This is a genomic window from Rhizobium sp. 2YAF20 (assembly GCF_052114685.1).
Lineage (GTDB): Bacteria > Pseudomonadota > Alphaproteobacteria > Rhizobiales > Rhizobiaceae > Rhizobium.
Map to the genome: position 1 here is coordinate 517,385 of NZ_JBFRFF010000001.1, position 23,979 is coordinate 541,363.

The following is a 23,979-nucleotide window of genomic DNA, read 5'->3' on the forward strand; positions in this document are numbered from 1 at the left end:
TTCGCGTGGCTGCTTCTTGACAATCACCGAGTGACACATGACCGGACGTCAGCCCTCGGCGGCAGTTCGGTCTTCAGCATCAATATCCATAGCGATCGACGATTGCGGATTGATGCTGTCTGCTCGGCAGACCAGAGAACGATTATGGCACTGATCACCTTGCGTAATTTCGGCGTCACCCTGGGTGCGCCGCTCATATCCGATCTCAATTTCACCGTCGACGCCGGAGACCGCGTCGGCATTGTTGCCGCAAACGGTAGGGGCAAGTCGACGCTTCTCAATTGTATTGCCGGCAGGCTTGATCCGACAGTAGGCGAGATCACGCGGTCGCGTGGCCTGCGTGCTGGCTATGTCGAGCAGAATGTCCCGGCCTCGCTACTGGAGACGCCGTTCCGAGATGCGGTATGTCAAGCCTTGTCCGCCGCACAAGCGGAGAGCGAAGGATGGCGCGCGGATGTCGTGCTCGATCAACTCGACGTGCCGGTAGCATTGCGCAAGAGGCCACTTGCGGAACTGAGTGGTGGCTGGCAGCGACTTGCCCTTCTTGCCCGCGTCTGGGTGACCGAACCAGACGTGCTGCTGCTTGACGAGCCGACGAACCATCTCGATCTTGCAAAGATTGCGCGGCTCGAGGATTGGCTCAATGCCCTTGCGCGGGATGTCCCGGTGCTGATCTCCAGCCACGACAGGGCATTTCTCGACGCGACAACCAACCGGACGCTGTTCCTGCGATCCGAACATTCCCAGGTTTTCTCACTGCCCTACGGCCGGGCGCGGGAGGCGCTTGACCACGCGGATGCCTCCGACCAGCGCCGATATCAAAGGGATATGAAGGCGGCGCAGCAGTTGCGGCGTCAGGCGGCCAAGCTCAACAATATTGCCGTCAATTCCGGCAGTGACCTCTTGACCGTCAAGACGAAGCAATTGAAGCAGCGGGCCGACCGCCTGGAAGATGAGGCGCGGCCGGGTTTTCTGGAGCGCTCGGCCGGCGCGATCCGGCTTGCCAACCGCGGCATCAACGCGAAGGTGGTGATCACTCTTGACGATGTTTCGGTCACAACCCCGGATGGGGCATTGCTCTTCAAGACCGGCAAACAATGGATTTGCCAGGGCCATCGCATCGTGCTGCTCGGCCGGAATGGCGTCGGCAAATCGCGTCTTGTCGAGATGATTAGGCAAGCGATTGTCGACCAGAATGCGGTGCCGGAGGCCATCAGGGCGACGCCGTCGCTGGTGCTCGGTTACGGCGACCAGACGCTCTCCAGCCTTGCCGACGGCGAGACGCCGCTCGGCGTCACGACGCGCCTGTTCGAACTTGCCGAGCAACGCGCTCGCACACTCCTTGCAGGTGCCGGCATCGGCGTCGATATGCAGAACCAGCCTATCGGCAGGTTGTCCGGCGGACAGAAGGCGAGACTTGCGATGCTGGTTCTGCGCCTTCGGGCTCCCAATTTCTATCTGCTGGACGAGCCGACCAACCATTTGGACATCAACGGTCAGGAAACCCTGGAGTCCGAGCTTCTGGCACAGGAGGCAAGTTGCTTGCTCGTCTCGCATGATCGCAGTTTTGTCAGGGCAATCGGCAATCGCTTCTGGCTGATCGACAAACGGCGTCTCGTGGAAATCGACGGGCCGGAAAATTTCTTTGCCTCAGCCCGACTTTAGGCGCATCTGCTGCTCGAGACATTCCCTCAGAATTGCCGCTTGCGCATCGTCACATCTCACGGTAACAATTCGGCCATGAGCACGTCTTTGAACAATGCATCCTGGTGGTGGGCACGCTAAAGCGGCCTCGATCAATCGTGTTCACAGACGACGAGTAAGCCGCCCGAAACTTTCAGGCGGCTTTTTTTGTTTTTAAAGCGCCTGTCATCCGGGCATGGAGAGAGCGGAGAGACAAATCATGGTAACGATCCTTCGGGATGACGGTGCGGAAATCTACGAAACGCGCGGCGGGATCACGGTCACGCGTCAGCGTCGGCCTATCCCCTATGCCGATGCCGTTTCGTCCTATATCGACAAGCTCGACGAACGTCGCGGTGCGGTGTTTTCGTCGAACTACGAATATCCCGGCCGCTATACCCGTTGGGATACCGCGATCGTCGATCCGCCGATCGGCATTTCCTGCTTTGGCCGCAACGTCTGGATCGAAGCCTATAACGAGCGCGGCGAGGTGATCCTTGGCTTCATTGCCGAACGGCTGACGGCGGTTTCCGAGATTTCGATCAGCGGTTCGGCGGCGCGCCGTCTCGACCTGACCGTGAAGACGCCCGATCGCGTCTTTACCGAGGAAGAGCGCTCGAAGATGCCGACGGTTTTCACGGTTCTGCGCGCCGTCACCGATCTGTTTTATTCTCAGGCGGATGCAAGCCTCGGCCTTTATGGCGCCTTCGGCTACGATCTTGCCTTCCAGTTCGACGCCATCGACCTGAAGCTTACACGCCCGTCGGACCAGCGCGACATGGTGCTCTACCTGCCGGACGAAATCCTCGTCGTCGACAACTACTCCGCCAAGGCCTGGATCGACCGCTACGACTTTGCAAAGGCTGGCGCGACCACCGAAGGCAAGGCCGGGGATATTGCACCTGAGCCTTTCGAGCACACCGACGCCATTCCGCCGAAGAGTGATCACCGGCCGGGCGAATTTGCCGAACTGGTGACCAAGGCCAAGGAGAGCTTCCGCAAGGGCGATCTCTTCGAAGTGGTGCCCGGGCAGAAGTTCATGGAGCGCTGCGACAGCAAGCCATCGGATATTTCCAAACGGCTCAAAGCGATCAACCCTTCGCCCTATTCCTTCTTCATCAATCTCGGCAACCAGGAATATCTGGTCGGGGCCTCGCCTGAAATGTTCGTCCGGGTATCCGGCCGCCGCATCGAGACCTGCCCGATCTCCGGCACGATCAAGCGTGGCGACGATCCGATCGCCGACAGCGAACAGATCCTCAAGCTCTTGAATTCCAAGAAGGACGAGTCTGAGCTTACCATGTGCTCTGACGTCGACCGAAACGACAAGAGCCGCGTCTGCGAGCCGGGCTCGGTCAAGGTAATCGGCCGCCGCCAGATCGAAATGTATTCGCGTCTCATCCATACCGTCGATCATATCGAGGGGCGGCTGCGCGACGACATGGATGCCTTCGACGGCTTCCTAAGCCATGCCTGGGCAGTGACGGTCACCGGCGCACCAAAACTCTGGGCGATGCGTTTCATCGAATCGCGCGAGAAGAGCCCGCGCGCCTGGTATGGCGGCGCGATCGGCATGGTCGGCTTCAACGGCGACATGAACACTGGGCTGACGCTTCGCACTGTGCGCATCAAGGATGGCATTGCCGAAGTGCGTGCCGGTGCTACGCTGTTGAACGACTCCATTCCGGAAGACGAAGAAGCCGAAACCGAATTGAAAGCGTCTGCCATGCTCTCCGCAATTCGCGATGCCAAGGCCGCCAACTCCAGCAAGACGTCCCGCGACGTCGCAGCAGTCGGCCATGGCGTTAAGATCCTCCTGGTGGATCACGAGGACAGTTTCGTCCATACGCTCGCCAACTATTTCCGCCAGACCGGTGCGACGGTGTCGACGGTGCGCTCGCCTGTGTCGGAAGAGATTTTCGAACGGCTCGATCCGGATCTTGTCGTCTTGTCTCCCGGCCCTGGAAATCCCAAGGATTTCGACTGCAAGGCGACGATCAAGAAGGCCAGGGCCCGCAACCTGCCGATCTTCGGCGTTTGCCTCGGTCTCCAGGCGCTGGCCGAGGCCTATGGCGGCGACCTTCGCCAGCTGGCGATCCCGATGCACGGCAAGCCGTCGCGCATCCGCGTGCTGGAGCCCGGCATCGTGTTTTCAGGCCTTGCCAAGGAAGTCACCGTCGGTCGCTATCATTCGATCTTTGCCGATCCGTCGACTTTGCCGCGCGACTTCATGATCACCGCTGAGAGCGAGGACGGCACGATCATGGGCATCGAGCACGTCAAGGAGCCGGTCGCCGCCGTGCAGTTTCACCCGGAATCGATCATGACGCTCGGCGGCGACGCCGGCATGCGCATGATCGAAAACGTGGTGGCGCATCTGGCAAGACGGGTGAAGACGAAGGCGGCGTAAGGAGCCGCACATTGTCTCAGTCGGTAGATTTTTCTGGCCGACTGAGCCCGACCTGTGGAACGTGCCTTGATGCCGCGCCATCGACGCACAAATTCTCGCGCTCTCATTCCGACGGATCACCGTGTGCTTGCCAAAGCCTTCAAAGCCCTGTCGACGCTAGCGCTGTTTGTCCTGGTGATTGTCACAACTGGCATACTGGTCCCGCGCCCGATCTGGGTCAGTGCTGCCTCAAAGCCTGTAGATTGGCGGTCGCGTATTCTTGTGCTGAGCAATCCAATCCACACCGATATCGCCATCCCGGTAGACGGCGACGTTCTGGCACAGTTCGGCTTCCTGAGCACTGGCGGGCTCGATCTCGACAATCCCAATCTTCGCTATCTGATTTTCGGCTGGGGTGGACGCGCCTTCTACACTCAGACGCCGACGTGGGCGGATTTGAAGACCGTTCCGGTGCTAAAAAGCCTAACCCTTGATCGCGCCGTCATGCATGTCGAACTTGCCGGCGATATTCCATTCGATCGTCCCGAGGTCAGTATCATCGACATCGACGCGGCTGGGTTCGACCGCTTGCTGACCTTCATTCGCGGCAGTTTCACCGTGGGGGAAAACGGACCGATACCGCTTTTGGGCAGCGCCTACGGCCATCACGATGCCTTTTTCGAAGGGGAGGGCTACTTTAACGTGCTCGCGGGATGCAACACCTGGACTGCGGCTGCCCTGCGCCACGCCGGTCTCACTTCCGGCTGGTGGACGGTCCTGCCATGGATGCTGCGGGTGTCGCTTTGGCTGCACAATGATCCGGCGGTTTTTGCGGCGCCGCGGCAACCGGTGGCTCAGCCAGGATAGTAGATCAGCTTTGACAAATCGGCCTTAATCCCCCATATCAACCGCAATGAGCCGCGTGCCCGAAATTTCGGGCACGCGGTTTTGCATTGAAGGGCCGATTTTCTGCAATTCATTCGCATCCGCATGGGAGAAAGGCATGGCCGCAAGCGGCAAACAGAGCATCCAGCAACTGGCGTTCTGGGGGATCCCGGTCTCGCTTGGCGTCATGGCCATCAAGATGGCGGCGTGGTGGGTGACGGGTTCGGTGGCGCTGCTTTCGGACGGACTTGAATCCTTCGTCAATGTCGCTGCGGCCTTCATCGCTTTCTTCGTCATCCGCTATGCGCAAAAGCCGGCGGATGCCGACCATCCGTTCGGCCATCACAAGGCGGAATACCTGTCCGCGGTTACCGAGGGCGTTCTGATCGTCGTCGCTGCGCTTTTGATCGTCCAGGCGGCCGTTGGCCATCTGAGCAACCCGGAGCCCATGCAGGCGCCGGCGATGGGTCTCGCGATCAACTTTGTGGCGGGCATCTTCAATCTGGTCTGGGCGCGGATTTTGATCAGAGAGGGCCGGGCGCATCGGTCGGTGGCGCTCGTCGCCGACGGGCAGCACATCATGTCCGACGTTGTAACGTCGATCGGCGTTCTTGGCGGCCTGCTGCTGGCACTCTGGACCGGGTACCCGATCTTCGACCCGATCCTTGCTATCCTGGTGGCGCTGAATATCCTCTATCAGGGCTATGCAGTCATTTCCCATTCGATCGATGGATTGATGGACAAGGCTGTGCTGCCTGTCGAGGAAGCGGCAATCAAGGAGGCGATCGCCACCCATGCGGTCGGGTCGCTCGGAGTGCACGACCTCAAGACCCGGATCGCAGGCTCTGTCACCTTCGTCGATTTCCACCTTGTCGTGCCCTCTAGCATGGCAGTCGGCGAGGCGCACAAGATCTGCGACCGCCTTGAAGATGCCATTCGGGCGATCCATGCGGGCGCCGAAATAACCATCCACGTGGAACCCGAGGGCGAGAAAGCCCATGGTATCCGCGTCAGAGTGATCAAGGAGCATTAACCCATGCCAAGTACCGATGTTTCCGGCCTATCCATGCTCGGGAGCCACACCGAGACTGCTGCAAACCCTGATGACGCCGTTCTCGAGAAGGTACCGTCGGGCCATCAGGGTACCGACTATGTCGTGCGCTTCACCGCGCCGGAGTTCACGTCGCTCTGCCCGATGACGGGACAGCCCGATTTTGCTCATATCGTCATCGACTACATTCCGTCGGAATGGCTGGTCGAATCGAAGTCACTGAAGCTCTTCCTGCATTCCTTCCGCAACCATGGCGCCTTCCATGAGGATTGCTCGATCTATATCGCCAAGCGCCTCGTCGAGCTTCTTCAGCCTAAATGGCTGAGGATCGGGGCCTATTGGTATCCCCGCGGCGGCATTCCGATTGATGTCTTCTGGCAGACCGGCAAGCCCCCGGAAGGCGTCTGGCTGCCGGATCAGGGCGTGCAGCCGTATCGCGGGCGGGGGTGATTTTTTGTGGCAGTTTCGGAGCGACTGGGCGTATCGATATAATTGGTGGCGCCTTGCGATGAAGCGGTTGATGTTCCTCGCAGAGACTGAGCAGGTGCGTGGCTGGAAGCTCACTCAGGCAGAGGCGGCGCGTCGGCTGGAGACTACCCAGCCTCGCCTTAGTGATCTGATGCGAGGTTGGGTAAATAGTTTCAGTCTCGATGCCTCGGTCAGCCTTGCCGCGCGGGCCGGCCTTTTCGGTGCGGATTGCCATTTCCGAAGCAGCATGATCGGGCAATGAACCAGACCGGGCAATGGCGAGGCGTTCGCCATGCCCGCTCGTCGCAAGAATATTGACGGCTTCAAACGTTGAAGCTGTCGTCGCTTCCGTCGTTGCTGTCGTCGAAATTGTTGTCGTTGTCGTTATCGTCGCTGACGAGTGTTTGGTCGTTGGCGTCGTTGCCGCCTTGACCATCCTTGCTGTCATTGCCGTAGTAGTTGTTGTTGATGACGGTCTCTTCGACCGGGGCCGCGGCAGGAGTGCCAAGGCCGGCAGCGCCGAGCGCCGATGCGCCACCGAGGCCGCCGAGATGCGGGCTGAACAGGCTGCTTAAAGATTCCGCCAGCATCACGCCGCCGGCGACACCTGCCGCCGTGCCGAGCGCGCCGCGCAGGAAGCTGCCGCCGGCAGAGGGTGCGCCCGGCTGCTGGCTCCAGGGGCCGACAGGCTGTGGCTGTCCGCCACCCCAAGGGCCACCTTGCGGCTGCGGAGCGTAGCCCGGCTGAGGTGCGTAGCCCGGCTGAGGTGCGTAGTTCTGCTGTGGCGCGGGGGCGCGCTGGGGTTGAGACGGCTGGCTGCCGCCGAAAAGCGAACCGAGACCGCCAAGGAAGCTGCCGCCGCCCTGCTGCTGGGTGCTGGCGCCTTGTTCCAGTTCCCGTACCCGCGCTTCCAGCTGCTGGATGCGATCGGCGGCTGCTTTCATGCCCTGTTCCTGCATGATCACGGCCTGTGACAGTAGGTAGGGCGCATAGGGCTGGTCGCGAACGGACTGGTTGATGAGAGCTTCGGCATCAGCATCGCGCGGCGTCGCCGCTGCGGATTTGATCCGGTCGAAAAGAGAGCTAAGCAATTGGCGTTCTTCGGGCGACATAATGGCCTCCTTGGTAGACGGGGCGCGGACATGCTTCGCGCTGACCTGACTTAGGGATGGATGTTGGCTTTTCAAAGCCTCGACAGCTTACATTTTGGTAATTCACGATGGGGCGTAAGGATATCTTCACCGGCTCGGCGGCTTGTCTTTTTCCTGCATTGTTTTACGCATTGAGTCGCACTATGTGCGGGACAGGACAAATCATGGTGGAGAGTTGCGAATGAACGACGACGAACAGGAAGAAAAAAAGACGGAACTGCCTTTGGGGAAGGAAACGGAGGCGAATCTCTTCAAGTCGCGTTCGATCTTCATCTATGGCGGAATCACACAGGAACTGGCCCAAAAGGTTTGCTCGCAGCTCGTCGCCCTTGCCGCCGCCAGCGATGACGATATCCGTATCTACGTGAACTCGCCCGGCGGTCACGTCGAATCTGGTGATTCGATCCACGACGTTGTCAAGTTCATCAAGCCGAAGGTCTGGATGATCGGGACGGGCTGGGTGGCTTCGGCCGGTGCGCTGATTTTCGTGAGCGTCCCCAAGGAGCGGCGCATCTGCCTGCCGAATACCCGCTTCCTGCTGCACCAACCCTCGGGCGGCACCCGCGGCATGGCATCGGATATCGAGATCCAGGCCCGCGAAATCATCAAGATGAACGAGCGCCTCAACAGGATCTTTTCGGCTGCCACCGGCCAGCCGATCGAGAAGATCGCCAAGGATACGGACCGCGACTATTGGCTGACCGCAGAAGACGCCAAGGCTTATGGTCTGGTTTCGCGGATCGTGACGTCGCAGACCGAGATCTGATTCTATTGCGTTTCGTAGCGCCCTTGCCCGTCGGAAGACGGGTGAGGGCGCATTTTTGTTTGCGAGTTGCGGTCGTTAGCCTCGCGCCTGGCCTCCCCACTGTTACCTTCGGTGACATCTCCCCCACAGGTGGGGAGATTTGGAATTTGCCGCACCGGCTCCGCCAAACAATTGGTGGCGGAGTACAGGAGGGTGCCTGGAATTGTTCTGCCCACCTATAGGGGAGATGTCGGCCCGGCCGACAGTGGGGGCTGGGCGCGGGCTGGCCTTGGAGATACAGAACCGTTTACCCACAAACGGGACTTGCACGACCGCTGGTGATAATGCTCCATGCGTTCAATCGCATTCATCAATCCTTCCGGCGGCATCATGCTCAAAGAATTCTCAGTTCAAAGCCTGTTCATGGGGGTTCTGACCGCCTTCGTCGGCTTTGCCAGTTCCTTTGCCGTCGTGCTGCATGGGCTGCAGGCGGTGGGCGCGTCGGATGCGCAGGCCGCCTCAGGGCTGACGGCATTGTCGATCTCGATGGGGGTCTGTGCGATCGTGATCAGCCTTTCGACGCGCATGCCGGTCAGCATAGCCTGGTCGACGCCGGGCGCGGCACTTCTTGCCAGCACTGGCGCCGTCGTAGGCGGTTTTCCAGCAGCGGTCGGGGCCTTTCTCGTTTGCGCGATCCTCATCATCATCGCCGGGCTCTTTCGGCCGCTCGGGCGCGCAGTCGCGTCGATCCCGGCGCCGCTTGCCAATGCCATGCTCGCCGGCGTCTTGATCGGGCTCTGCTTTGCTCCGGTCAAAGCGATCGCCTTCAACCCGCTGTTCGGCCTGCCGATCGTGCTTGCCTGGATCGTCGTCGGCGCATTCAGGCGCCTGTGGGCGGTGCCAGCCGCTCTTTTGGCATTTGCCCTGGTGCTGGCCCTCGGCGTGCACGTTCCGGACGGTGCTCTATCGTCGGTGGTGCAGTCGCTGGTGCCAAGGATGGAGTTGATCCGGCCGGTGTTCAGTTTCCCCGGCCTGGTTTCGATCGCGCTGCCGCTGTTCATCGTCACCATGGCCTCGCAGAACATTCCCGGCATCGCGGTGCTGAAGGTCAATGACTACGATCCGAAGCCGGGTCGGCTTTTTGCCGTGACCGGGTTGTTCTCGCTGCTGAGCGCACCGTTCGGCGGCCACGCGGTGAACCTTGCGGCAATCACCGCCGCTATGTGTGCGGGGCAAGATGCGCATGCCGATCCGGCAAGGCGATACTGGGCGGCCGTCGTCGCCGGTCTCGGCTACATCGTGCTTGGACTGCTTGCCGGCGTGGTGACCGCATTCGTGGCGCTGGCTCCGCCGGTACTGATCGAAGCGGTGGCGGGATTGGCGCTGGTCGGCGCGTTTTCTGGCTCTGCGATGGCGGCGTTCCAGCGGGCCGACACGCGGGAAGCGGCGGCGATCACTTTCCTCATCACAGCCTCGGGCGTGACGTTTGCCGGCATATCAGGGGCATTCTGGGGTCTTGTCGCCGGTGGCCTCATGCTGGCGATGCAGCGTTTCGTGCAGATGCTCAAGAAGTAGGCCGGGGGTTGCGTCTTGTCTGGCGCCCGGCTATAAGCCGAGCTATGAAGTCCATAGGCACCCAAGTTTCCGAACAGATCGTCCGCGGCCGCATTGCGCTGCGTGACAATTCGCGTGCCTTCACCTCGCTTCTTCTCCTCGGCCTTACACGCGGTTGCCGGGTTCTTTGAGGAGCGCCCGGCGGCCGACCAGCCCGCCCGGCAACTGCTCCTCGATCTAGTTCTCCGAAATATCCCAAGGCCCGTATTCAAAGCCGCTTTTGTCATCGCCAAGCCGGATCCGATCGGCTATTAGGCGGACAATCGACGGCAAGAGGAAGAGACAATGGACGCGAAAAACCATTCCCCCGCCACGAACGCCCCCGCCACGAAACCGCAGGCTGGCAACTCCCGGTTCAAAGGCATGTCCGAGGCTGCGATCAAGTATCGCGCCTATCCGCAGGTGAACATTCCCGATCGTACGTGGCCGTCGAAGACGCTCACGAACGCTCCCGTCTGGTGCTCGGTGGACCTGCGCGACGGCAACCAGGCGCTGGTCGACCCCATGGGCCATGATCGCAAGGCACGGATGTTCCAGCTGCTTTTGGAAATGGGTTTTAAGGAAATCGAGATCGGGTTTCCATCGGCCTCGCAGACGGATTTCGATTTTGCCCGCTGGTGTGTCGAAGAGGGGAATGTTCCCGACGACGTGTCGCTGCAGGTGTTGGTGCAGTGCCGCCCCGAGCTGATCACGCGCACGTTCGAGTCTCTGGAGGGCGCGACCCGACCGATTGTGCATTTCTACAATTCGACCAGCGAATTGCAGCGGCGCGTGGTGTTTGCCAAGGATGTCCACGGCATCAAGCAGATCGCCGTCGATGCGGCCAAGATGATCACCGATATGGCGGCGAAGGCCGGTGGTGGCTATCGCTTCGAATATTCGCCCGAGAGCTTCACGGGCACGGAACTGGAAGTGGCGCTGGAAATCTGCAACGCCGTGATCGAGGTGGTGAAGCCGACTGCCGACAATAAGCTGATCATCAATCTGCCCTCAACTGTCGAAATGGCGACACCGAACATCTATGCCGACCAGATCGAATGGATGTGCCGCAATCTCGACAATCGCGAAAACCTGATCATCTCGCTGCATCCGCATAACGACCGCGGCACGGGCATCGCCGCTGCCGAGCTGGCGCTTTTGGCCGGCGCCGACCGCGTCGAGGGAACGTTGTTCGGCAATGGCGAGCGCACAGGGAACGTCGATGTCGTCACCATGGCGCTGAACATGTTCACGCAAGGCGTCGATCCGGGCATCGATTGCTCCGACATCGAGCGGATTAAGGAAGTCTACGAATATTCCAACCAGATGACGATTGCCGAGCGTCATCCTTACGTCGGCGAACTGGTCTACACGGCCTTCTCCGGCTCGCACCAGGATGCGATCAACAAGGGAATGAAGGCGAGCAAGATCGCCAATACCTCGGTCTGGGAAGTTCCCTACTTGCCAATCGATCCGCGGGACGTCGGGCGCAGCTACGAGGCGATCATCCGCATCAACTCACAGTCCGGCAAGGGCGGCATTGCCTACATCCTGCAGCAGGACTACGGGCTAAACCTGCCGCGAAATCTGCAGGTGGAGTTTCGCGAGGAAATCCAGCGGATTACCGATGTCGAGGGCAAGGAATTGCCGTCGCGGCGGATCTACGACCGCTTCATGGAGGTCTATGTCGCGCAGCCGGACGCTCGCCTCCGCTTCGTTGACCATCACACCTTCGCCGACCCGGAACAGAAGGGCCAACGCATCATCGCCGCCGAAATCACCGACAACGGTGAGCTCATGCATATCGAGGGCAAGGGCAACGGGCCGATCGATGGATTCATCAATGCGTTGTCGGCCTATCTTGGCATTGAAATGTCCGTCGAGGACTATTCGGAACACTCGCTGCAGCATGGGTCGAACGCAGCGGCGATCTCCTATGTCGAGACCTCCCATCCAGGCGGAAAACTGTTCGGCGCCGGCGTCAACACGAACATCGTTGCCGCTTCCCTCGAAGCGATCGTCTCGGCTGCAAACCGGGTACTCGAGCTGAAGGCCAAGACTTAGGACAGCTGCTGTCCGTCTGGAAAGTCTAAAAGGATAATGGCAGCGTCTCAAGCGCTGCCATTTCTATTTTATACGTGGGTTTTCAGATTGCGCTCGATACCCGGCCGGCGATGTCGTTGAGCGTTGCGTCTGCCGATGGCCCGACCACGGCGTAGGCGGTGCCGTCCCTGTGCCAGGTAACGACGCCGACATCATCCTTGATGACCTCGTTGAAGTCATTGCTGTCGTTCGTCACATTATCCTTGAGGAAGCAGACTGCGATGACGTCGCCGTCTGCATTCTTGTAGATCAATTGCCCGGCCGGCTTGCCTGCTGCAACGAGCAATCGCGCCCCTTGGAAGGAAAGACCGACGGAAGTCAGGTCGGGGATGTTGAACTTCACGCCGACACTGCCGCTAAGCCATTGGACGATTTCGACGACCTGGGTTGACGGCAGTTCCGCCAGATGCCGTTGGTGCGCATATATCCTGTGGGAAGCCGCAATGTCGTCGAGCCAACCATGCGCCGGCGTCTGCGCGATCTGAGCTGCGGGGAGGCTGCCAGGCGCTGCACCGTAGAAATAGCCAATGCCGCCGCCGATGAAGAACAGGATCAGCGCTGCCGCAAGCGCCTGCCGCCCGGTCGGCGCAAGCTTGAGCGAAGGGGGTGTGAAACGCGGCGTTTCGCGAACCTTCGGCGGCTGCGCACTCTTGATCGCACGCACCAAAGCCAGCGGAACGGGCTCCTTGAGGACTTCGTCAAATGCCTTGCGCCCGACATCGGAGCCATGCCTCAGTGTTTCATAGACCCTGCGCGTTTCGGGGTCGCTGCTCAGAAGGCGCTCCAGTTCCTCTTTCTCTTCGCGGCTTATCTCGCCGTCCATATAGGCTGAGAGGCGCGCTTCCAAAGGCGTTTTCTTCATGTCGTGCAAACTCAGAACTTTCGTAGAGAACGGCTGTCGCCGATGGCAGCCAGATGCTGGCGAGCGCTGACAAGCCGCGATGCAACGGTCGATAGCGGAATTCCCAGGATATCGGCGGCCTGCTTGTAGCTGTGGTGCTCGATATCCACCAGCAGGAAGACCGAGCCCAGACCCTCGGGAAGCGAGATGACTGTCTGGTGGCCCTCGTTGGCTTCCACCGAACTCGTCTGCGCATGCATGGCCGGTTCGCGATGTTCAGCTGCCATCGCTTTTGCCGCGGCCACCCGCTGCTTGTTCCGACGGGCTTCATCGGCCAATTGCTGTCGGGCGATGGTATAGAGCCAGATTTCAAGCCGGCCCTCGTTGTTCCAGAGATGGATCTTGGTGATGCCGCGATGGCAGACATTCTGCACCAGCTCGTCGGCTTCTGCGAGATCCCCCGTCAGCGTCACAGCAAAACGACGCAACTTCGGCAGGAGGCCTACAAGATCACGTCGGATATCAAGAGCTGCGAGCGGGGCGGGCATTGTCTTTCCAAAGGATGTTGGCGGCGAGCGGGCGTGGACGAAATCTGATCTTGCCGCGGCGGTCTTGTCTTGACGGGGAGGAAGTAACTCGCCGTGACAGGGGGGTCGACGCGAAAAGATGTTCTCTCTTGGTATGAACCATTTTCTTGTCGCTTCGCAACCCTCCAAAAATCGGTAATACCGGCGTTAAACGTCCACCTGATCATTCGCCGACGACCGACATTGAGGCTGCCTGGTCAATATTTCCGGTAGCCGTCGAGGGATTGCAACAGCGAGCGGTAGGCCCAAGTTCCTTCGCCACCACGGTCGCGAATTTCCACCAATTGGACGCGCGCCGCCTGTTCGTCGCCCTGTTGAAGCAGGGCCTGGCCCATGTAGGAACGGGCGAGGATGTAGTTCTCGTCCTTCTGCAGGGCTCTGTGGTAATAGTTCATACCAAGCTGCATCCGGCCGGCCTTGCGGTTGGCATAGCCAAGATAATTCAGGATGCGCGGGTCGTCCTGGTTCTGGGCGAGATGCAGAACCTTGATGGCGTTTTCATATTGGCCGGCATAGGCGAATTCGCGTGCCGCCTGGAAAAGCTGGTCGTCGTTGAAGCTGCTCTTCTTTGGCGCGACGCATTCCTTCTTGTCCTTGTCCCAGACCTTGCCGTCAGTGCATTTTGTCGTCGTTTCGGTTTTTGGGGGTGGGGCGGTGTCGTCGGTCTGCGTTCCTGCCGCGAAGGCTGGAAGCCCGGCAGCGAAGAGAAAACCCGCCGCAAACACGGCCGTGAAAGAACCCTTTAATGCGACGACCATGCTCGATTCACCTCCAAGATTAGACCATTTTCATTATAGTCCGAGATAGGCACAAACGCCATGGCGCCGAGGCTGGTTGAACGCATAAGTGCAGGGATAAACGTCGTTCTTCACGGGCCGAAAATGTTTGCTCCCTCAGCTGATACGCCGTCGCCCAGCTGATTGAGGCTGAAGCGCTCTCCCTTGAGTTCCCAGGCCCCCGGCGAGCCGGAAATGGTAAAGTAATTATACGCCGCGCGCGGCTTCATTCCGCCTGGTCCTTGCGACGCCGAGGCTATGCCGACGACCGGCACCGGAGAAGTCTGGCCGCGCAGCCACTTGACCGTGTTCAAATGTGTGTGTCCATGAAGCACAAGCTCGGCACCACCGGTGGAGACCACGGCGCCGAAACGGCGAATGCCGATCATGCGCTTGTGAAAGGACGTGGCGCTGCGGATAGGCGGATGATGGATCATCAGCACGCGGAAAAGGCCGGCCTCGCCCGCCGCCCGCAACATATTGACGGTCTCGCGCGCCTGGCGGGAACTGTAGAAGCCGCTGGCGGAAAAGGGGAGGGTCGCCACTGCCGTGGAGCAGCCGATCAGGGCGACCCGATCGCGGACCCTCAGATAGGGGAAGACGTGCCGGTCCTCTTCCCACTCCGGCGGGGAGAGGTCGCCGCGGACGTAAGGATACCAGGCCCGCATCGATTTCTCGTAGGCGCCGGGCACATAGGCGTCGTGGTTGCCGGGAACGACCGAAGTGAAAGCCGGGTCGCCGACGGTCCGCAGCCATTCCGCCGCCGTGCGGATCTCGATCGTGCTTGCCAGATTGACCAGATCGCCCGTGATCGCCAGGTGGTCGGGGCCTCTTTCCTTGAGATCTTCGAGCAGGATGTCGAGCGTGCCGCCGAAAAGGTGCTTGCTCCTGTTCCGATGCCAGTTCACAAATCCTGTGATGCGTTTCGAAGCGAGTTCGCGAATCGAAAGTCGTGGAAGGGGTCCGAGATGAATGTCGGAAATATGCGCGAGCTTGAACATGAGAAGAGACATAGACCAGTCCATTGTCAGATCAAACAGTTCTGTCAGGTCTTGGTGACAGCAAAAAGTTTCGATCTCTTCAATTCGGCTGCAATCGCGATCGGAGCCACTGGATGAGCGATCAACCGCCGCCGCCTGAAGCCATCGGCTGGAAAGCGAAGCTGTTCGGCCGCCTCGTCCATGTATATTTCGCACTGGCCCGAGGCATGACCATGGGTGTTCGCGCTGCCTGCTTCGACAAGGAGGGGCGGCTCTTTCTGGTCAGGCATTCCTATATGCCCGGCTGGTATATGCCGGGCGGCGGCGTCGAGCGCCACGAAACGGTGCTGCAGGCGCTGGAAAAGGAACTTCGCGAGGAGGGCAACCTGCGCATGACGGCCCGGCCGGAACTCATCCATGTCTATTTGAACAAGGCGGCCAGCAATCGCGATCATGTCGTCTTCTATCGCGTCACGGTCGAACAGACGGCACCGCGCAAAGGCGACTGGGAGATCGTCGAATGCGGGTTTTTTCCCCTCGACGCGCTACCGGAAGACACCTCCAAGGCGACGATCCGCCGATTGAAAGAAATGGAGGGCGACGTTGCGCGCTCCCACTATTGGTAGCCGTCAGGCTGCAGCCTTCACATTGTCGCGATCGTGCGGGCGATCGAGGTCGAGGTCGGGGCCGAGCGGAACGACACCTGTCGGGTTGATCGTCTTGTGGCTGCGGTAATAGTGATCCTTGATGTGATGAAGGTTCACGGTCTCGCGCACGCCATGCGTCTGATACAGGTCTCTGAGATAAGCTGACAAGTTCCCGTAGTCCTCGATGCGGCGGATGTTGCACTTGAAGTGGCCGACATAGACTGCGTCAAAGCGCACGAGCGTCGTGAACAGTCGCCAATCCGCCTCGGTGATGCGATCGCCGAGGAGATAGCGGTTCCTGCCCAGCCTTTCGTCCAGAACGTCCAGCGTTTCAAACAGCTTGCGGACGTTCTCGTCATAGGCTTCCTGCGCCGTGGCGAAGCCTGATTTGTAGACGCCGTTGTTGACCGTGTCGTAGATGATGTCGTTCAGCGGATCGATTTCGGCACGCAGCGCCGCTGGATAGTAGTCGTCCTTCGAGCCGGTGAGGCCATCGAAGGCGCTGTTGAACATCCGGATAATCTCGGAGGACTCATTGTTGACGATCGTGCCGGTCTGCTTATCCCAGAGAACCGGGACAGTGACGCGGCCGGAATAATGCGGATCGGCCTTGACGTAGATTTCCCACAGCGCTTTTGCGCCGAAAAGATGATCGACGGTGCCGCCGTCGCGATCCTTGAATTCCCAGCCGTTTTCCAGCATCAGCGGATCGACGATGGAGACCGAGATCAGGTCTTCCAGCTTCTTAAGTTTGCGGAATATCAGAGTGCGGTGCGCCCAGGGGCAGGCCAGAGCCACGTAAAGATGATAGCGGCCGGCCTCGGCCTTGAAGCCGCCAGTGCCGGTCGGCCCGGGAGAGCCGTCCGATGTCACCCAGTTGCGGAACTGGGAGGCCGCGCGCTTGAAATGGCCTTTCGTTTCCCTGGTGTCGTACCAGACGTCCTGCCAGGCGCCGTCAACCAACATGCCCATGTGTCATCCTTTCAAAATTGCTTGGTTTTGGAAAATACGCGCTTATGCGGGGATTTCGAGGGGGCAAAAGTTGAACAGTGCGTCGTTCAGGCGATCGGGCATTTATGCAGAGGCCGGATATTTTAAGTTGGACGGCCGAAAATTTTCCTGCTATCGGCCTTCCCACATTTGAAGGATACCGGTTGATGAACGTAACGAGAAGCCTGCGACGACGCTGATGACCCGAACGCTCGACGAGCGTGTTCGAGAGCCATCCCCTTATGTCTATATGGTTTTTTACGTTTCATGCACAAGCACGATCTGGTCTACCTCACCGAGGACGCGTCGCACGACGCTGTTATTGAACACATCAACGAAGAAGCATTCGGTCCCGGCCGGCACGTCCGTGCGGCGGCGCGCATCCGCGAGCAAGGTCCGCATGACCGTTCGCTTTCCTTCGTCTGCGCCGACGACGGCGAGACAATCGCCTCGGTGCGGATGACGCCCGTCATGGCAGGCGGGGTCCGGGGCCATCTGCTTGGGCCGCTAGCGGTGCGGCCATCGCACAAGAATCAGGGTATCGGTCGCGAGCTCGTACGGATCGCGGTGGAAGCGGCAAGGCGCAAGGGCTCGGAAGCTGTCATCCTCATCGGCGATCCACCTTACTATGGACCGTTGGGATTCGAGAAAGTCGCCTATAACGCCTTGGCCTTTCCCGGCCCTGTCGATCCCGGCCGGGTGCTGGTCGTGCCGATTGGCGAGAATGTGCATCCGCGGTTGAAAGGCACGATCGGCTGGTGCGCCTGAGGGCCTAGGGCGCCGGGTCGACCAGCTGCTTTTGCAGGAACGACCGGCTTCGCCCGACCGGGAAGTCGGGAAGCTCGCCGAACACCTGATATCCCTGCCGCTGATAGGCGCGAAGCGCTTGCGGGTTGAACGTGTCTATCCAGGCGCCGTGGCAACCTCTCGCGATGGCTTCTGCCTCGGCCATGTCGAGCATCTTGCCGGCTATGCCCTGGCCGCGCAGACTTTCCGGCACGAAGAGCCATTGCGTGAAGAGCCAGCCCCAGCCAGTATAGCCGGACATCCCGCCGATTGCGTTGCCGGTCGCGTCGTGGATAAAAACGGCAAGCGGCCGTCTCCCCGACGGGCCGACATCGGCAGCATTGAAATCCGTCAAGCCGCTGCTGATGGCGGCAAGGTCGCTTTCGAAGGGCTTGTCGGTGAGGCTGAGTTCGACCATGCCTGCGCCTACCGTCCTTCACGCCACCATGTGGCGCTAAAGGCAAGGAGCAGTGCTGCAAGGCCGACGAAGCCTGAAAATAGCGGCAAGGTATTGATGCCCTTGAGCACGGTTTCGTCGGTCAGACGGATGGTCATGCGCTGGTTGTCGGCAACGCGCACCGCACCGCGCACGGGCAGGATCGCCGGAACGGTGGCACCGCCGTCGGACGATGCGACGCGGGCAACGAGCCCCTTGGTCTTGTCCGCCAACGGCTTCAGCGTCTCAGTCGTCGAGATCATCGCCTTGAATTCCGGGGCGTCGACGGCGCCGACATGGACAAGCGTCGACAGATTGCCGTTGCTGACCTCGAAGAGGCCGATCTCGTCTGTCTTCTTGTCGGCGCGGAAAAGACCGGGCTCACTTTGGGCGAGCTTCACGGAAACGGTCTTGCCCGAGGGATATTTGACGATGGCGTTGCCGGGATCGTCGCCGATCGTCTGGCGGGCGATCTGCAGCGTTCGGCCTGAAGCCGTTGCCGTCAGCGCCTCTTCCTCGAGCGCCGGTTCCTTCATCAGCCAATGGGCGATGCGGCGATAGAGCGAAACGCTCGGGCCTCCGCCCTCGAAGCCGCGGGACCAGAGCCAGCCTTGATCGGACAGAAGCATCGCCACGCGACCCTGACCGGCGCGATTGAGCACCAGCAGCGGGTGGTTGTCGGCGCCGACCATCACCGTCTGGCCCTGCGGCTGCTCGACGTCGACGGTACGGAACCAGCGGCCCCAATGCGGTGGCTCCTGGTCGGAGCCGTCAAGGCCGCGGGTAACGGGATGCTTGCGGCCTTCTTCAGAGAGGCGCGGATAGAAGGGTTTCTCGATCATCTGGCCGGTCGGCGCTGCCGGCAGGACGGAGGCAAGCGGCGTCAGCGCGATCGAATCCTCGCCCGCATGTTCGGGACCGGCGGCGATCAGCAGCGCGCCGCCATTTTGCACATATTGGGCGATGTAGTCGTAATAAAGGATCGGCAGCACGCCGCGGTGCTGGTAGCGGTCGAAGATGATCAGGTCGAAATCGTTGATCTTGTCGACGAAAAGCTCGCGCGTCGGGAAGGCGATGAGCGACAGCTCGTTGATCGGCGTGCCGTCCTGCTTTTCCGGCGGCCGCAGGATGGTGAAGTGGACGAGATCGACCGAGGCGTCGGATTTCAGCAGATTGCGCCAGGCGCGCTCGCCGGCATGCGGTTCACCTGAGACCAGGAGGACGCGCATGTTCTGGCGGATACCCTCGATCAGGTGGACGGCGCGATCGTTTGCGGTGGTGATTTCGCCCGGCAATTCGGCGACGCTGAATTCGAGGACGTTGTTGCCGGCGCGCGGGACCTTGAAGCTGAAGGGCGTTTCCTGGCCGGGCGTCGCCTGCAGCGTGGCGATCTCGTCGCCATTGAGCTTGACGGTGACCGTCGCCATGCCGCCCGGGCTCGGGCCGTCGTCGACGACGCGCAAGAAGAGCTGCTGCTCCTCGTTGACGATACCGAAACGCGGGCCGCGGACCACTTCGATGCGGCGATCAAACTCGTTGGCCTTGCCGGTGATCAGCCCGTGGATCGGCGCGTTGAAGCCGAGTGCCTGGTTAAGGCCGGGAATATCATGGATCTGGCCGTCGGTGAGGAAAATCGCACCGCCGATCCGGGCCGGCGGAACGTCTGCGATGGCCGAGGCCATCGCGCTGAAGAGGCGTGTCGAAGGCGTATCGGATTCGCTCGGCTCCGTGGCGTCGACGAAGCGCGGCTCGATGCGCGGCCACTGCGCCAGCCGGTCCTTCAATTGAGCAAGCGCATCCTCGGTCATCTTGATGCGTTCCGGCGTTTGCTGGCTCTGGCTGCGGTCGACAATGACAGGAACGATGGTCGAAAGCTGATCGCGATCTTCCTGCAACAGCAACGGGTTGGCAAGTGCGACGAGCAATGCGGCGGCGGCAATGAGCCTGATCCACGCGCCGCGCATGCCGCGCCAGATCGCATAGGCGGCGATGCCGAGCATGATCACCGCGAAGATGGCGATGATCGGCCAGGGGAGGAATGGCGAGAAATCGACGGTCACATCATTGTCCCAGGCGCTGAAGCAGGTCCGGGACGTGGACCTGATCGGATTTGTAATTGCCGGTCAGCATGTACATCATGATGTTGACGCCGGTGCGGTAGGCATATTCACGCTGGGTTTCGTCCTGCGGCACGGTCGGCAGAAGCGGGGTGCCGTTCTGGTCGACGGCCCAGGCGCCTGCAAGGTCGTTGCCGGTGATCATGATCGGCGTTACGCCGTCCGAAGTTGCCGCCTGCCTGGCGTCGGAGCCGGGACGGCTGTCCTGATGTGCCTCGATCCATAGCGGGCTGCCGGTGTAGCGGCCCGGGAAACTCGACAGCAGATAGAACGACTTGGTCAGCACATGATGCGAGGGCACGGGCTCCAGCGGCGGAATATCGAGGTTGGAGAGGATCGCCTGCAGCCGCTCGCCGTTGGCGCTGGGCGTGCCGTTGTCGCCGATCGAGCTTATGGCGTCGCGGGTGTCGAACAGCACTGTGCCGCCACTGCGCATATAGGCGTCGATCTTGTTGATCGCATCGGCCGACGGCATCGGAGCGGTTGCCGATACCGGCCAGTAGATCAACGAATAAAACGCCAGCTCATCCTTGGCGGGGTCGACGCCGATCGGTGCTCCGGGCTCGAGCGTGGTGCGATAGGTGAGATATTCGGAGAGCCCTTCGAGACCGCGCTCCGAGATGCGGTCGACCTCGCTCTCGCCGGTAACCACATAGGCGAGGTGCGTCTTGTCGAGCTCCTTGTAGATCGTCTCGTCGCCGGGTTTGGTATCGTCGGCGCGGCTATCGGTCGGCTGAAGAAAGGTGCCAACGGCAAGGGCGATGACAAGTGCGGCCGCAGTCTTTGCAGTAGAGCGCGCCGGTCGGGCGATACGTGTGAAAGCGCCGTTGATGAAGAGCACGAGGAGACTGTCGGCCAGCAGCAGAAGGAAGGCGATGAGGAAAAGCACCGGCTTTGCCGACCAGGCCTTGCCGCCGATCAACCCCTCGCGAATAACGGCTATGGCGGCCGAAGTGTCGAGCGGCCTGAGTTCGGCACCGGCTGGCAACAGGTTCAGCGCGGTGAAGCCTTCTTCCGAACCATAGAGACCGGGCGGATTATCGAAATTCGACAACAGCGGCCCTTTCTTTCCTGTTTCCAGCGGCCGGGCGTTGCCGGTCTCGCTGACTAGGACGCCCTTTGCCGTCAGCAGGCGGAAGGGCGGTAGGGCCTCGGCGGTGCGCGGCGCACTTGCTGCAGAGGTGACGCCGCCGGAACGGGACATCTGCACGATACGGCGCAGCATCTCGACGAAATCGCCTGATATTGGCAGGTCCGACCAGGTCGCCTCGGCGCTGACATGGAAGAGGACGATGCGGCCGGCATTGTCGGTTTTCTCGGTCACCAGCGGCGTGCCGTCGGCAAGGCTTGCCCAGGTTCGCTCGGCAAGGTCCGGCGTCGGCTCGGCCAGCACCTGCCGTTTGACCAGCACATTGGTGGGCTTGGGCATGCCGGCAAAAGGCCCGAAGGACGGGAAGTCGGCAAGCGGCTGCGGCTCTGCCCAGGAAAGCGCGCCGCCTAGCGCCCGCTCGCCCTGACGAAGGATGACCGGCACCAGTGGATCTTCGGCCGGAGCTGCGGCCAGCCGCGGTCCGGCAAAGCGGATCAGCGTGCCGCCGTTGGCGATCCAGTGCTGCAGCGGCTCATAGCTCTCCTGCGGCAGGCGGCCGATATCGGCCATGATGATGACGGAGGGATTGCCAGCGAGCAGCTCAGTGATCGACTTGGCAAGGTCCGACGCATTGGGCTGGACGAGATCGGCATAGGGCTGCAGCGCGCGCTGAATATAATAGAGCGGCGAAAGCAGCGGCTGGAACTCATCGGCCGCCTGGCCAGAGAGAAGCCCGACGCGGCGTCGCTTGAAGCCGTCGTCGAGAAGATGGACGGCGCCCGTGGTTGCATGCCGGTCGATGCCGATCCGGGCGAAATCGTTGCGCATCTCGAAGGGAGCGGTGATTGAGCCGGTTGCGACCCGCTGGCCGGAGGTGAAGCTCAGTATGCCGGCTGCAATCGGGCGACCTTGCGTATCCTGCGCGCTCAGCGTCAGTCTCGCCGGGCCATTGCTGTTCAGCCGCGTCGCGGTCACTGTCATGTCGTCGGCAGCGTTGGCTGCTGATGTGATGGCGATCGCCTCGCTGCCGTCGCCTTCCAGCAATCGGAGTTCGGCAGGCTGCAGTGTCGAAAGCTGTCGGACTGTATCGTCAGTCTCCTTGTCCTTGGCCGCAGCAGCTATGCCGTCGGACAGGAAGGCGAGGGTGCCTGGATGCGTGCCGCCAAGCGCAGCTTTCAGGGATTGGAACGCCCGGTCGCGATCCGGCACGAGCGGGCGGGGCGCTGCGGCATGGAGCTTGTCGCGCGCCGCAGTGGCAGTGCCGGGAACCGCGTCGTTGGACTGGTCGGCCGTGAACGCCACAATGACTGGCGTGCTATCGGCATCGGCATCGCTGATCAAAGCATCGGCAGTCTGCACGCGACGGTCCCAGTCGGGAGCGCTCGCCCAGCCGTTGTCGATGAACAGAACCAAAGGGCCACCTGTGGCCAGCGTGTTGGTGCGCGGGTTGAAGATCGGGTCGGCGATTGCGAGAATGACGGCGGTCGCCAGAAGCATCCGCAGCAGCGTCAGCCACCAGGGGCTCTGCGCCGGCGTTTCCTCGCGCTTCATCACTGCAGCAAGGATCTTCAGCGGCGGGAAGACCTCCGCTTTTGGATGCGGCGGCGTCAGCCGCAGCAGCCACCAGATCACCGGCAGGGCGACAAGGGCGGCAAGAACGGCAGGATAGGCAAATGCGAAGGCGCTCATAGCTTGCCCCCATGCGTTGCCCTTGCCGGCATGCCGGACAGATGGATGTGGACGGCGACGAGCGCCTCTGACGCCAGATGGTCGGTGCGGTGGGTAACGAAACTCCAGCCGAGATGGCGCAGAGACTGGCCAAGGCTGTCGCGGCGGGCAAGGTAGGCGCGTTGATAATCGTCGCGGACGCTCTCGGCCCGCCCGGCCACCAGCTGAGATCCGGTTTCGGGATCGGTGAACTGGGTGCGGCCGCTATAGGGAAAGATCTCTTCCGCTGGATCGGCGATCTCGACGACATGGCCGCGAAGGCCGCGACGGGCAAGCGGCCCGAGGCGGGCCATGACGTTGTCGGCATCGTCGAGGAAGTCGCCGATAAGCACGACATCGCTCCAGCCGCGTATCATGCCGGTTTCCGGCAGGCCGCCAATAAGCGGGGTGTGGATCAGCGCGGTCGCCAGCCTTTCCGAGGCATTGCGGGCCGAAATCGGCTCCATGATGCCGGGGCAGCCGATGCGCTCGCCGGATCGCGCAAGGATCTCCGCCAATGCCAGCATGACTACCAGCGCCCGGCTCTCCTTCGAGACATGGCCATAGCTCGACTTGAACATCATCGAGGGGGACATGTCGGCCCAGAGCCATATGGTGTGGGCAGCTTCCCATTCGTGATCGCGGATGTAGGTATGGTCGTCGCGGGCCGAGCGGCGCCAATCGATGCGCGACAGGCTTTCGCCTTCGCTATAGGGCCGGAACTGCCAGAAATTTTCGCCGATTCCGCGCTTTCGGCGGCCGTGCCAGCCGGCAATCACCGTGTTGGCGATGCGCTTTGCTTCCACCAGGCAGTCCGGTACCAGTGCCGCCCGCTGTCGGGCGCGTGAGAGGGCATCATTGCCGGATGTCGGGCTGACGATCTGTCCGATGGATGCCACGCGGTACGCTCTCCTTACGCCCTGGAACAAGATGACGTATCGAAAGCCCGTCTTG

The 23,979-nt window shown here is 61.1% G+C and carries 21 protein-coding genes; 11 read left to right on the plus strand and 10 right to left on the minus strand.

The features are described 5' to 3' along the window. Positions 1–144: 144 nt before the first annotated feature. From AB4Z52_RS02480 to AB4Z52_RS02505, 6 genes are all read left to right on the plus strand, one after another. Positions 145–1,665, plus strand: coding sequence for an ABC-F family ATP-binding cassette domain-containing protein (locus AB4Z52_RS02480; RefSeq protein ID WP_442216302.1), 1,521 nt, complete (start codon positions 145–147; stop codon positions 1,663–1,665). 238 nt (positions 1,666–1,903) lie between these two features. Next, positions 1,904–4,093 (plus strand): anthranilate synthase, encoded by a 2,190-nt coding sequence (locus tag AB4Z52_RS02485; protein ID WP_442216303.1) that lies wholly within the window; start codon positions 1,904–1,906, stop codon positions 4,091–4,093. A 69-nt stretch (positions 4,094–4,162) separates the two neighbouring features. Beyond that, positions 4,163–4,939 (plus strand): TIGR02117 family protein, encoded by a 777-nt coding sequence (locus AB4Z52_RS02490; protein ID WP_442216304.1) that lies wholly within the window; start codon positions 4,163–4,165, stop codon positions 4,937–4,939. A gap of 136 nt (positions 4,940–5,075) precedes the next feature. Continuing rightward, positions 5,076–5,990, plus strand: a complete 915-nt coding sequence (locus AB4Z52_RS02495; protein WP_442216305.1) for a cation diffusion facilitator family transporter — start codon at positions 5,076–5,078, stop codon at positions 5,988–5,990. A gap of 3 nt (positions 5,991–5,993) precedes the next feature. Beyond that, positions 5,994–6,458 (plus strand): preQ(1) synthase, encoded by a 465-nt coding sequence (gene queF / locus AB4Z52_RS02500; protein WP_442216306.1) that lies wholly within the window; start codon positions 5,994–5,996, stop codon positions 6,456–6,458. A 58-nt stretch (positions 6,459–6,516) separates the two neighbouring features. After that, on the plus strand, positions 6,517–6,738 hold the full coding sequence (locus tag AB4Z52_RS02505) for an XRE family transcriptional regulator (protein ID WP_442216307.1): 222 nt from the start codon (positions 6,517–6,519) through the stop codon (positions 6,736–6,738). Between the two features lie 61 nt (positions 6,739–6,799). Here the strand turns inward: AB4Z52_RS02505 and AB4Z52_RS02510 are convergent, their stop codons facing one another. After that, the gene (locus AB4Z52_RS02510; protein ID WP_442216308.1) at positions 6,800–7,588 is read right to left on the minus strand and encodes a DUF2076 domain-containing protein; all 789 of its coding nucleotides are present in this window, start codon (positions 7,586–7,588) and stop codon (positions 6,800–6,802) included. Positions 7,589–7,808: 220 nt separating this feature from the next. Here AB4Z52_RS02510 and AB4Z52_RS02515 point away from each other — a divergent pair, with 220 nt between their 5' ends. The 3 genes from AB4Z52_RS02515 (at position 7,809) to leuA (ending at position 12,029) form a co-directional block, all read left to right on the plus strand. Next, complete coding sequence (locus AB4Z52_RS02515) at positions 7,809–8,393, plus strand: ATP-dependent Clp protease proteolytic subunit (RefSeq protein ID WP_442216309.1); 585 nt, start codon at positions 7,809–7,811, stop codon at positions 8,391–8,393. A gap of 369 nt (positions 8,394–8,762) precedes the next feature. Continuing rightward, positions 8,763–9,947 carry a benzoate/H(+) symporter BenE family transporter gene (locus AB4Z52_RS02520; RefSeq protein ID WP_442216643.1) on the plus strand — a complete coding sequence of 395 codons (1,185 nt, stop codon included), beginning with the start codon at positions 8,763–8,765 and terminating at the stop codon, positions 9,945–9,947. Between the two features lie 324 nt (positions 9,948–10,271). Continuing rightward, complete coding sequence (leuA, locus tag AB4Z52_RS02525; RefSeq protein WP_442216310.1) at positions 10,272–12,029, plus strand: 2-isopropylmalate synthase; 1,758 nt, start codon at positions 10,272–10,274, stop codon at positions 12,027–12,029. An 82-nt stretch (positions 12,030–12,111) separates the two neighbouring features. Here the strand turns inward: leuA and AB4Z52_RS02530 are convergent, their stop codons facing one another. From AB4Z52_RS02530 to AB4Z52_RS02545, 4 genes are all read right to left on the minus strand, one after another. Then, positions 12,112–12,939 carry an anti-sigma factor family protein gene (locus AB4Z52_RS02530; protein WP_442216311.1) on the minus strand — a complete coding sequence of 276 codons (828 nt, stop codon included), beginning with the start codon at positions 12,937–12,939 and terminating at the stop codon, positions 12,112–12,114. Positions 12,940–12,941: 2 nt separating this feature from the next. Next, positions 12,942–13,457 (minus strand): RNA polymerase sigma factor, encoded by a 516-nt coding sequence (locus AB4Z52_RS02535; RefSeq protein WP_442216312.1) that lies wholly within the window; start codon positions 13,455–13,457, stop codon positions 12,942–12,944. A gap of 236 nt (positions 13,458–13,693) precedes the next feature. Then, positions 13,694–14,254: a tetratricopeptide repeat protein gene (locus tag AB4Z52_RS02540; protein WP_442216313.1), complete on the minus strand. Its 561-nt coding sequence runs from the start codon at positions 14,252–14,254 to the stop codon at positions 13,694–13,696. Between the two features lie 110 nt (positions 14,255–14,364). After that, on the minus strand, positions 14,365–15,303 hold the full coding sequence (locus tag AB4Z52_RS02545; protein ID WP_442216644.1) for a metallophosphoesterase family protein: 939 nt from the start codon (positions 15,301–15,303) through the stop codon (positions 14,365–14,367). 83 nt (positions 15,304–15,386) lie between these two features. Between AB4Z52_RS02545 and AB4Z52_RS02550 the strand changes: the two genes are divergently transcribed. After that, positions 15,387–15,878 carry an NUDIX domain-containing protein gene (locus tag AB4Z52_RS02550; RefSeq protein WP_442216314.1) on the plus strand — a complete coding sequence of 164 codons (492 nt, stop codon included), beginning with the start codon at positions 15,387–15,389 and terminating at the stop codon, positions 15,876–15,878. A gap of 3 nt (positions 15,879–15,881) precedes the next feature. Here AB4Z52_RS02550 and AB4Z52_RS02555 read toward each other — a convergent pair whose 3' ends face one another. Further along, positions 15,882–16,871 carry a glutathione S-transferase family protein gene (locus AB4Z52_RS02555; RefSeq protein ID WP_442216315.1) on the minus strand — a complete coding sequence of 330 codons (990 nt, stop codon included), beginning with the start codon at positions 16,869–16,871 and terminating at the stop codon, positions 15,882–15,884. A 285-nt stretch (positions 16,872–17,156) separates the two neighbouring features. Between AB4Z52_RS02555 and AB4Z52_RS02560 the strand changes: the two genes are divergently transcribed. Further along, positions 17,157–17,657, plus strand: a complete 501-nt coding sequence (locus AB4Z52_RS02560; protein WP_442216316.1) for a GNAT family N-acetyltransferase — start codon at positions 17,157–17,159, stop codon at positions 17,655–17,657. A 4-nt stretch (positions 17,658–17,661) separates the two neighbouring features. On the opposite strand, the gene AB4Z52_RS02565 is transcribed toward AB4Z52_RS02560, so the two are convergent. Genes AB4Z52_RS02565 through AB4Z52_RS02580 form a run of 4 tightly spaced genes read right to left on the minus strand, consistent with a single transcriptional unit; the run spans position 17,662 to position 23,924 of the window. After that, positions 17,662–18,093, minus strand: coding sequence for a GNAT family N-acetyltransferase (locus AB4Z52_RS02565; protein WP_442216317.1), 432 nt, complete (start codon positions 18,091–18,093; stop codon positions 17,662–17,664). A gap of 8 nt (positions 18,094–18,101) precedes the next feature. Then, positions 18,102–20,171 carry a glutamine amidotransferase gene (locus tag AB4Z52_RS02570; RefSeq protein ID WP_442216318.1) on the minus strand — a complete coding sequence of 690 codons (2,070 nt, stop codon included), beginning with the start codon at positions 20,169–20,171 and terminating at the stop codon, positions 18,102–18,104. 1 nt (position 20,172) lies between these two features. Then, positions 20,173–23,007, minus strand: a complete 2,835-nt coding sequence (locus AB4Z52_RS02575; RefSeq protein WP_442216319.1) for a DUF4159 domain-containing protein — start codon at positions 23,005–23,007, stop codon at positions 20,173–20,175. Continuing rightward, positions 23,004–23,924 (minus strand): DUF58 domain-containing protein, encoded by a 921-nt coding sequence (locus AB4Z52_RS02580; protein ID WP_442216320.1) that lies wholly within the window; start codon positions 23,922–23,924, stop codon positions 23,004–23,006. The genes AB4Z52_RS02575 and AB4Z52_RS02580 overlap by 4 nt, the downstream gene beginning before the upstream one ends. Positions 23,925–23,979 lie beyond the last annotated feature (55 nt).

Coding starts and splice junctions, on each gene's coding strand:
- leuA (WP_442216310.1), top strand. CDS start 10,272: ATGGACGCGAAAAACCATTCCCCCGCCACGAACGCCCCCGCCACGAAA.
- AB4Z52_RS02555 (WP_442216315.1), bottom strand. CDS start 16,871: ATGGGCATGTTGGTTGACGGCGCCTGGCAGGACGTCTGGTACGACACC.
- AB4Z52_RS02520 (WP_442216643.1), top strand. CDS start 8,763: ATGCTCAAAGAATTCTCAGTTCAAAGCCTGTTCATGGGGGTTCTGACC.
- AB4Z52_RS02535 (WP_442216312.1), bottom strand. CDS start 13,457: ATGCCCGCCCCGCTCGCAGCTCTTGATATCCGACGTGATCTTGTAGGC.
- AB4Z52_RS02485 (WP_442216303.1), top strand. CDS start 1,904: ATGGTAACGATCCTTCGGGATGACGGTGCGGAAATCTACGAAACGCGC.
- AB4Z52_RS02565 (WP_442216317.1), bottom strand. CDS start 18,093: ATGGTCGAACTCAGCCTCACCGACAAGCCCTTCGAAAGCGACCTTGCC.
- AB4Z52_RS02480 (WP_442216302.1), top strand. CDS start 145: ATGGCACTGATCACCTTGCGTAATTTCGGCGTCACCCTGGGTGCGCCG.
- AB4Z52_RS02560 (WP_442216316.1), top strand. CDS start 17,157: ATGCACAAGCACGATCTGGTCTACCTCACCGAGGACGCGTCGCACGAC.
- queF (WP_442216306.1), top strand. CDS start 5,994: ATGCCAAGTACCGATGTTTCCGGCCTATCCATGCTCGGGAGCCACACC.
- AB4Z52_RS02515 (WP_442216309.1), top strand. CDS start 7,809: ATGAACGACGACGAACAGGAAGAAAAAAAGACGGAACTGCCTTTGGGG.
- AB4Z52_RS02550 (WP_442216314.1), top strand. CDS start 15,387: ATGAGCGATCAACCGCCGCCGCCTGAAGCCATCGGCTGGAAAGCGAAG.
- AB4Z52_RS02495 (WP_442216305.1), top strand. CDS start 5,076: ATGGCCGCAAGCGGCAAACAGAGCATCCAGCAACTGGCGTTCTGGGGG.
- AB4Z52_RS02540 (WP_442216313.1), bottom strand. CDS start 14,254: ATGGTCGTCGCATTAAAGGGTTCTTTCACGGCCGTGTTTGCGGCGGGT.
- AB4Z52_RS02575 (WP_442216319.1), bottom strand. CDS start 23,007: ATGAGCGCCTTCGCATTTGCCTATCCTGCCGTTCTTGCCGCCCTTGTC.
- AB4Z52_RS02490 (WP_442216304.1), top strand. CDS start 4,163: ATGCCGCGCCATCGACGCACAAATTCTCGCGCTCTCATTCCGACGGAT.
- AB4Z52_RS02505 (WP_442216307.1), top strand. CDS start 6,517: ATGAAGCGGTTGATGTTCCTCGCAGAGACTGAGCAGGTGCGTGGCTGG.
- AB4Z52_RS02510 (WP_442216308.1), bottom strand. CDS start 7,588: ATGTCGCCCGAAGAACGCCAATTGCTTAGCTCTCTTTTCGACCGGATC.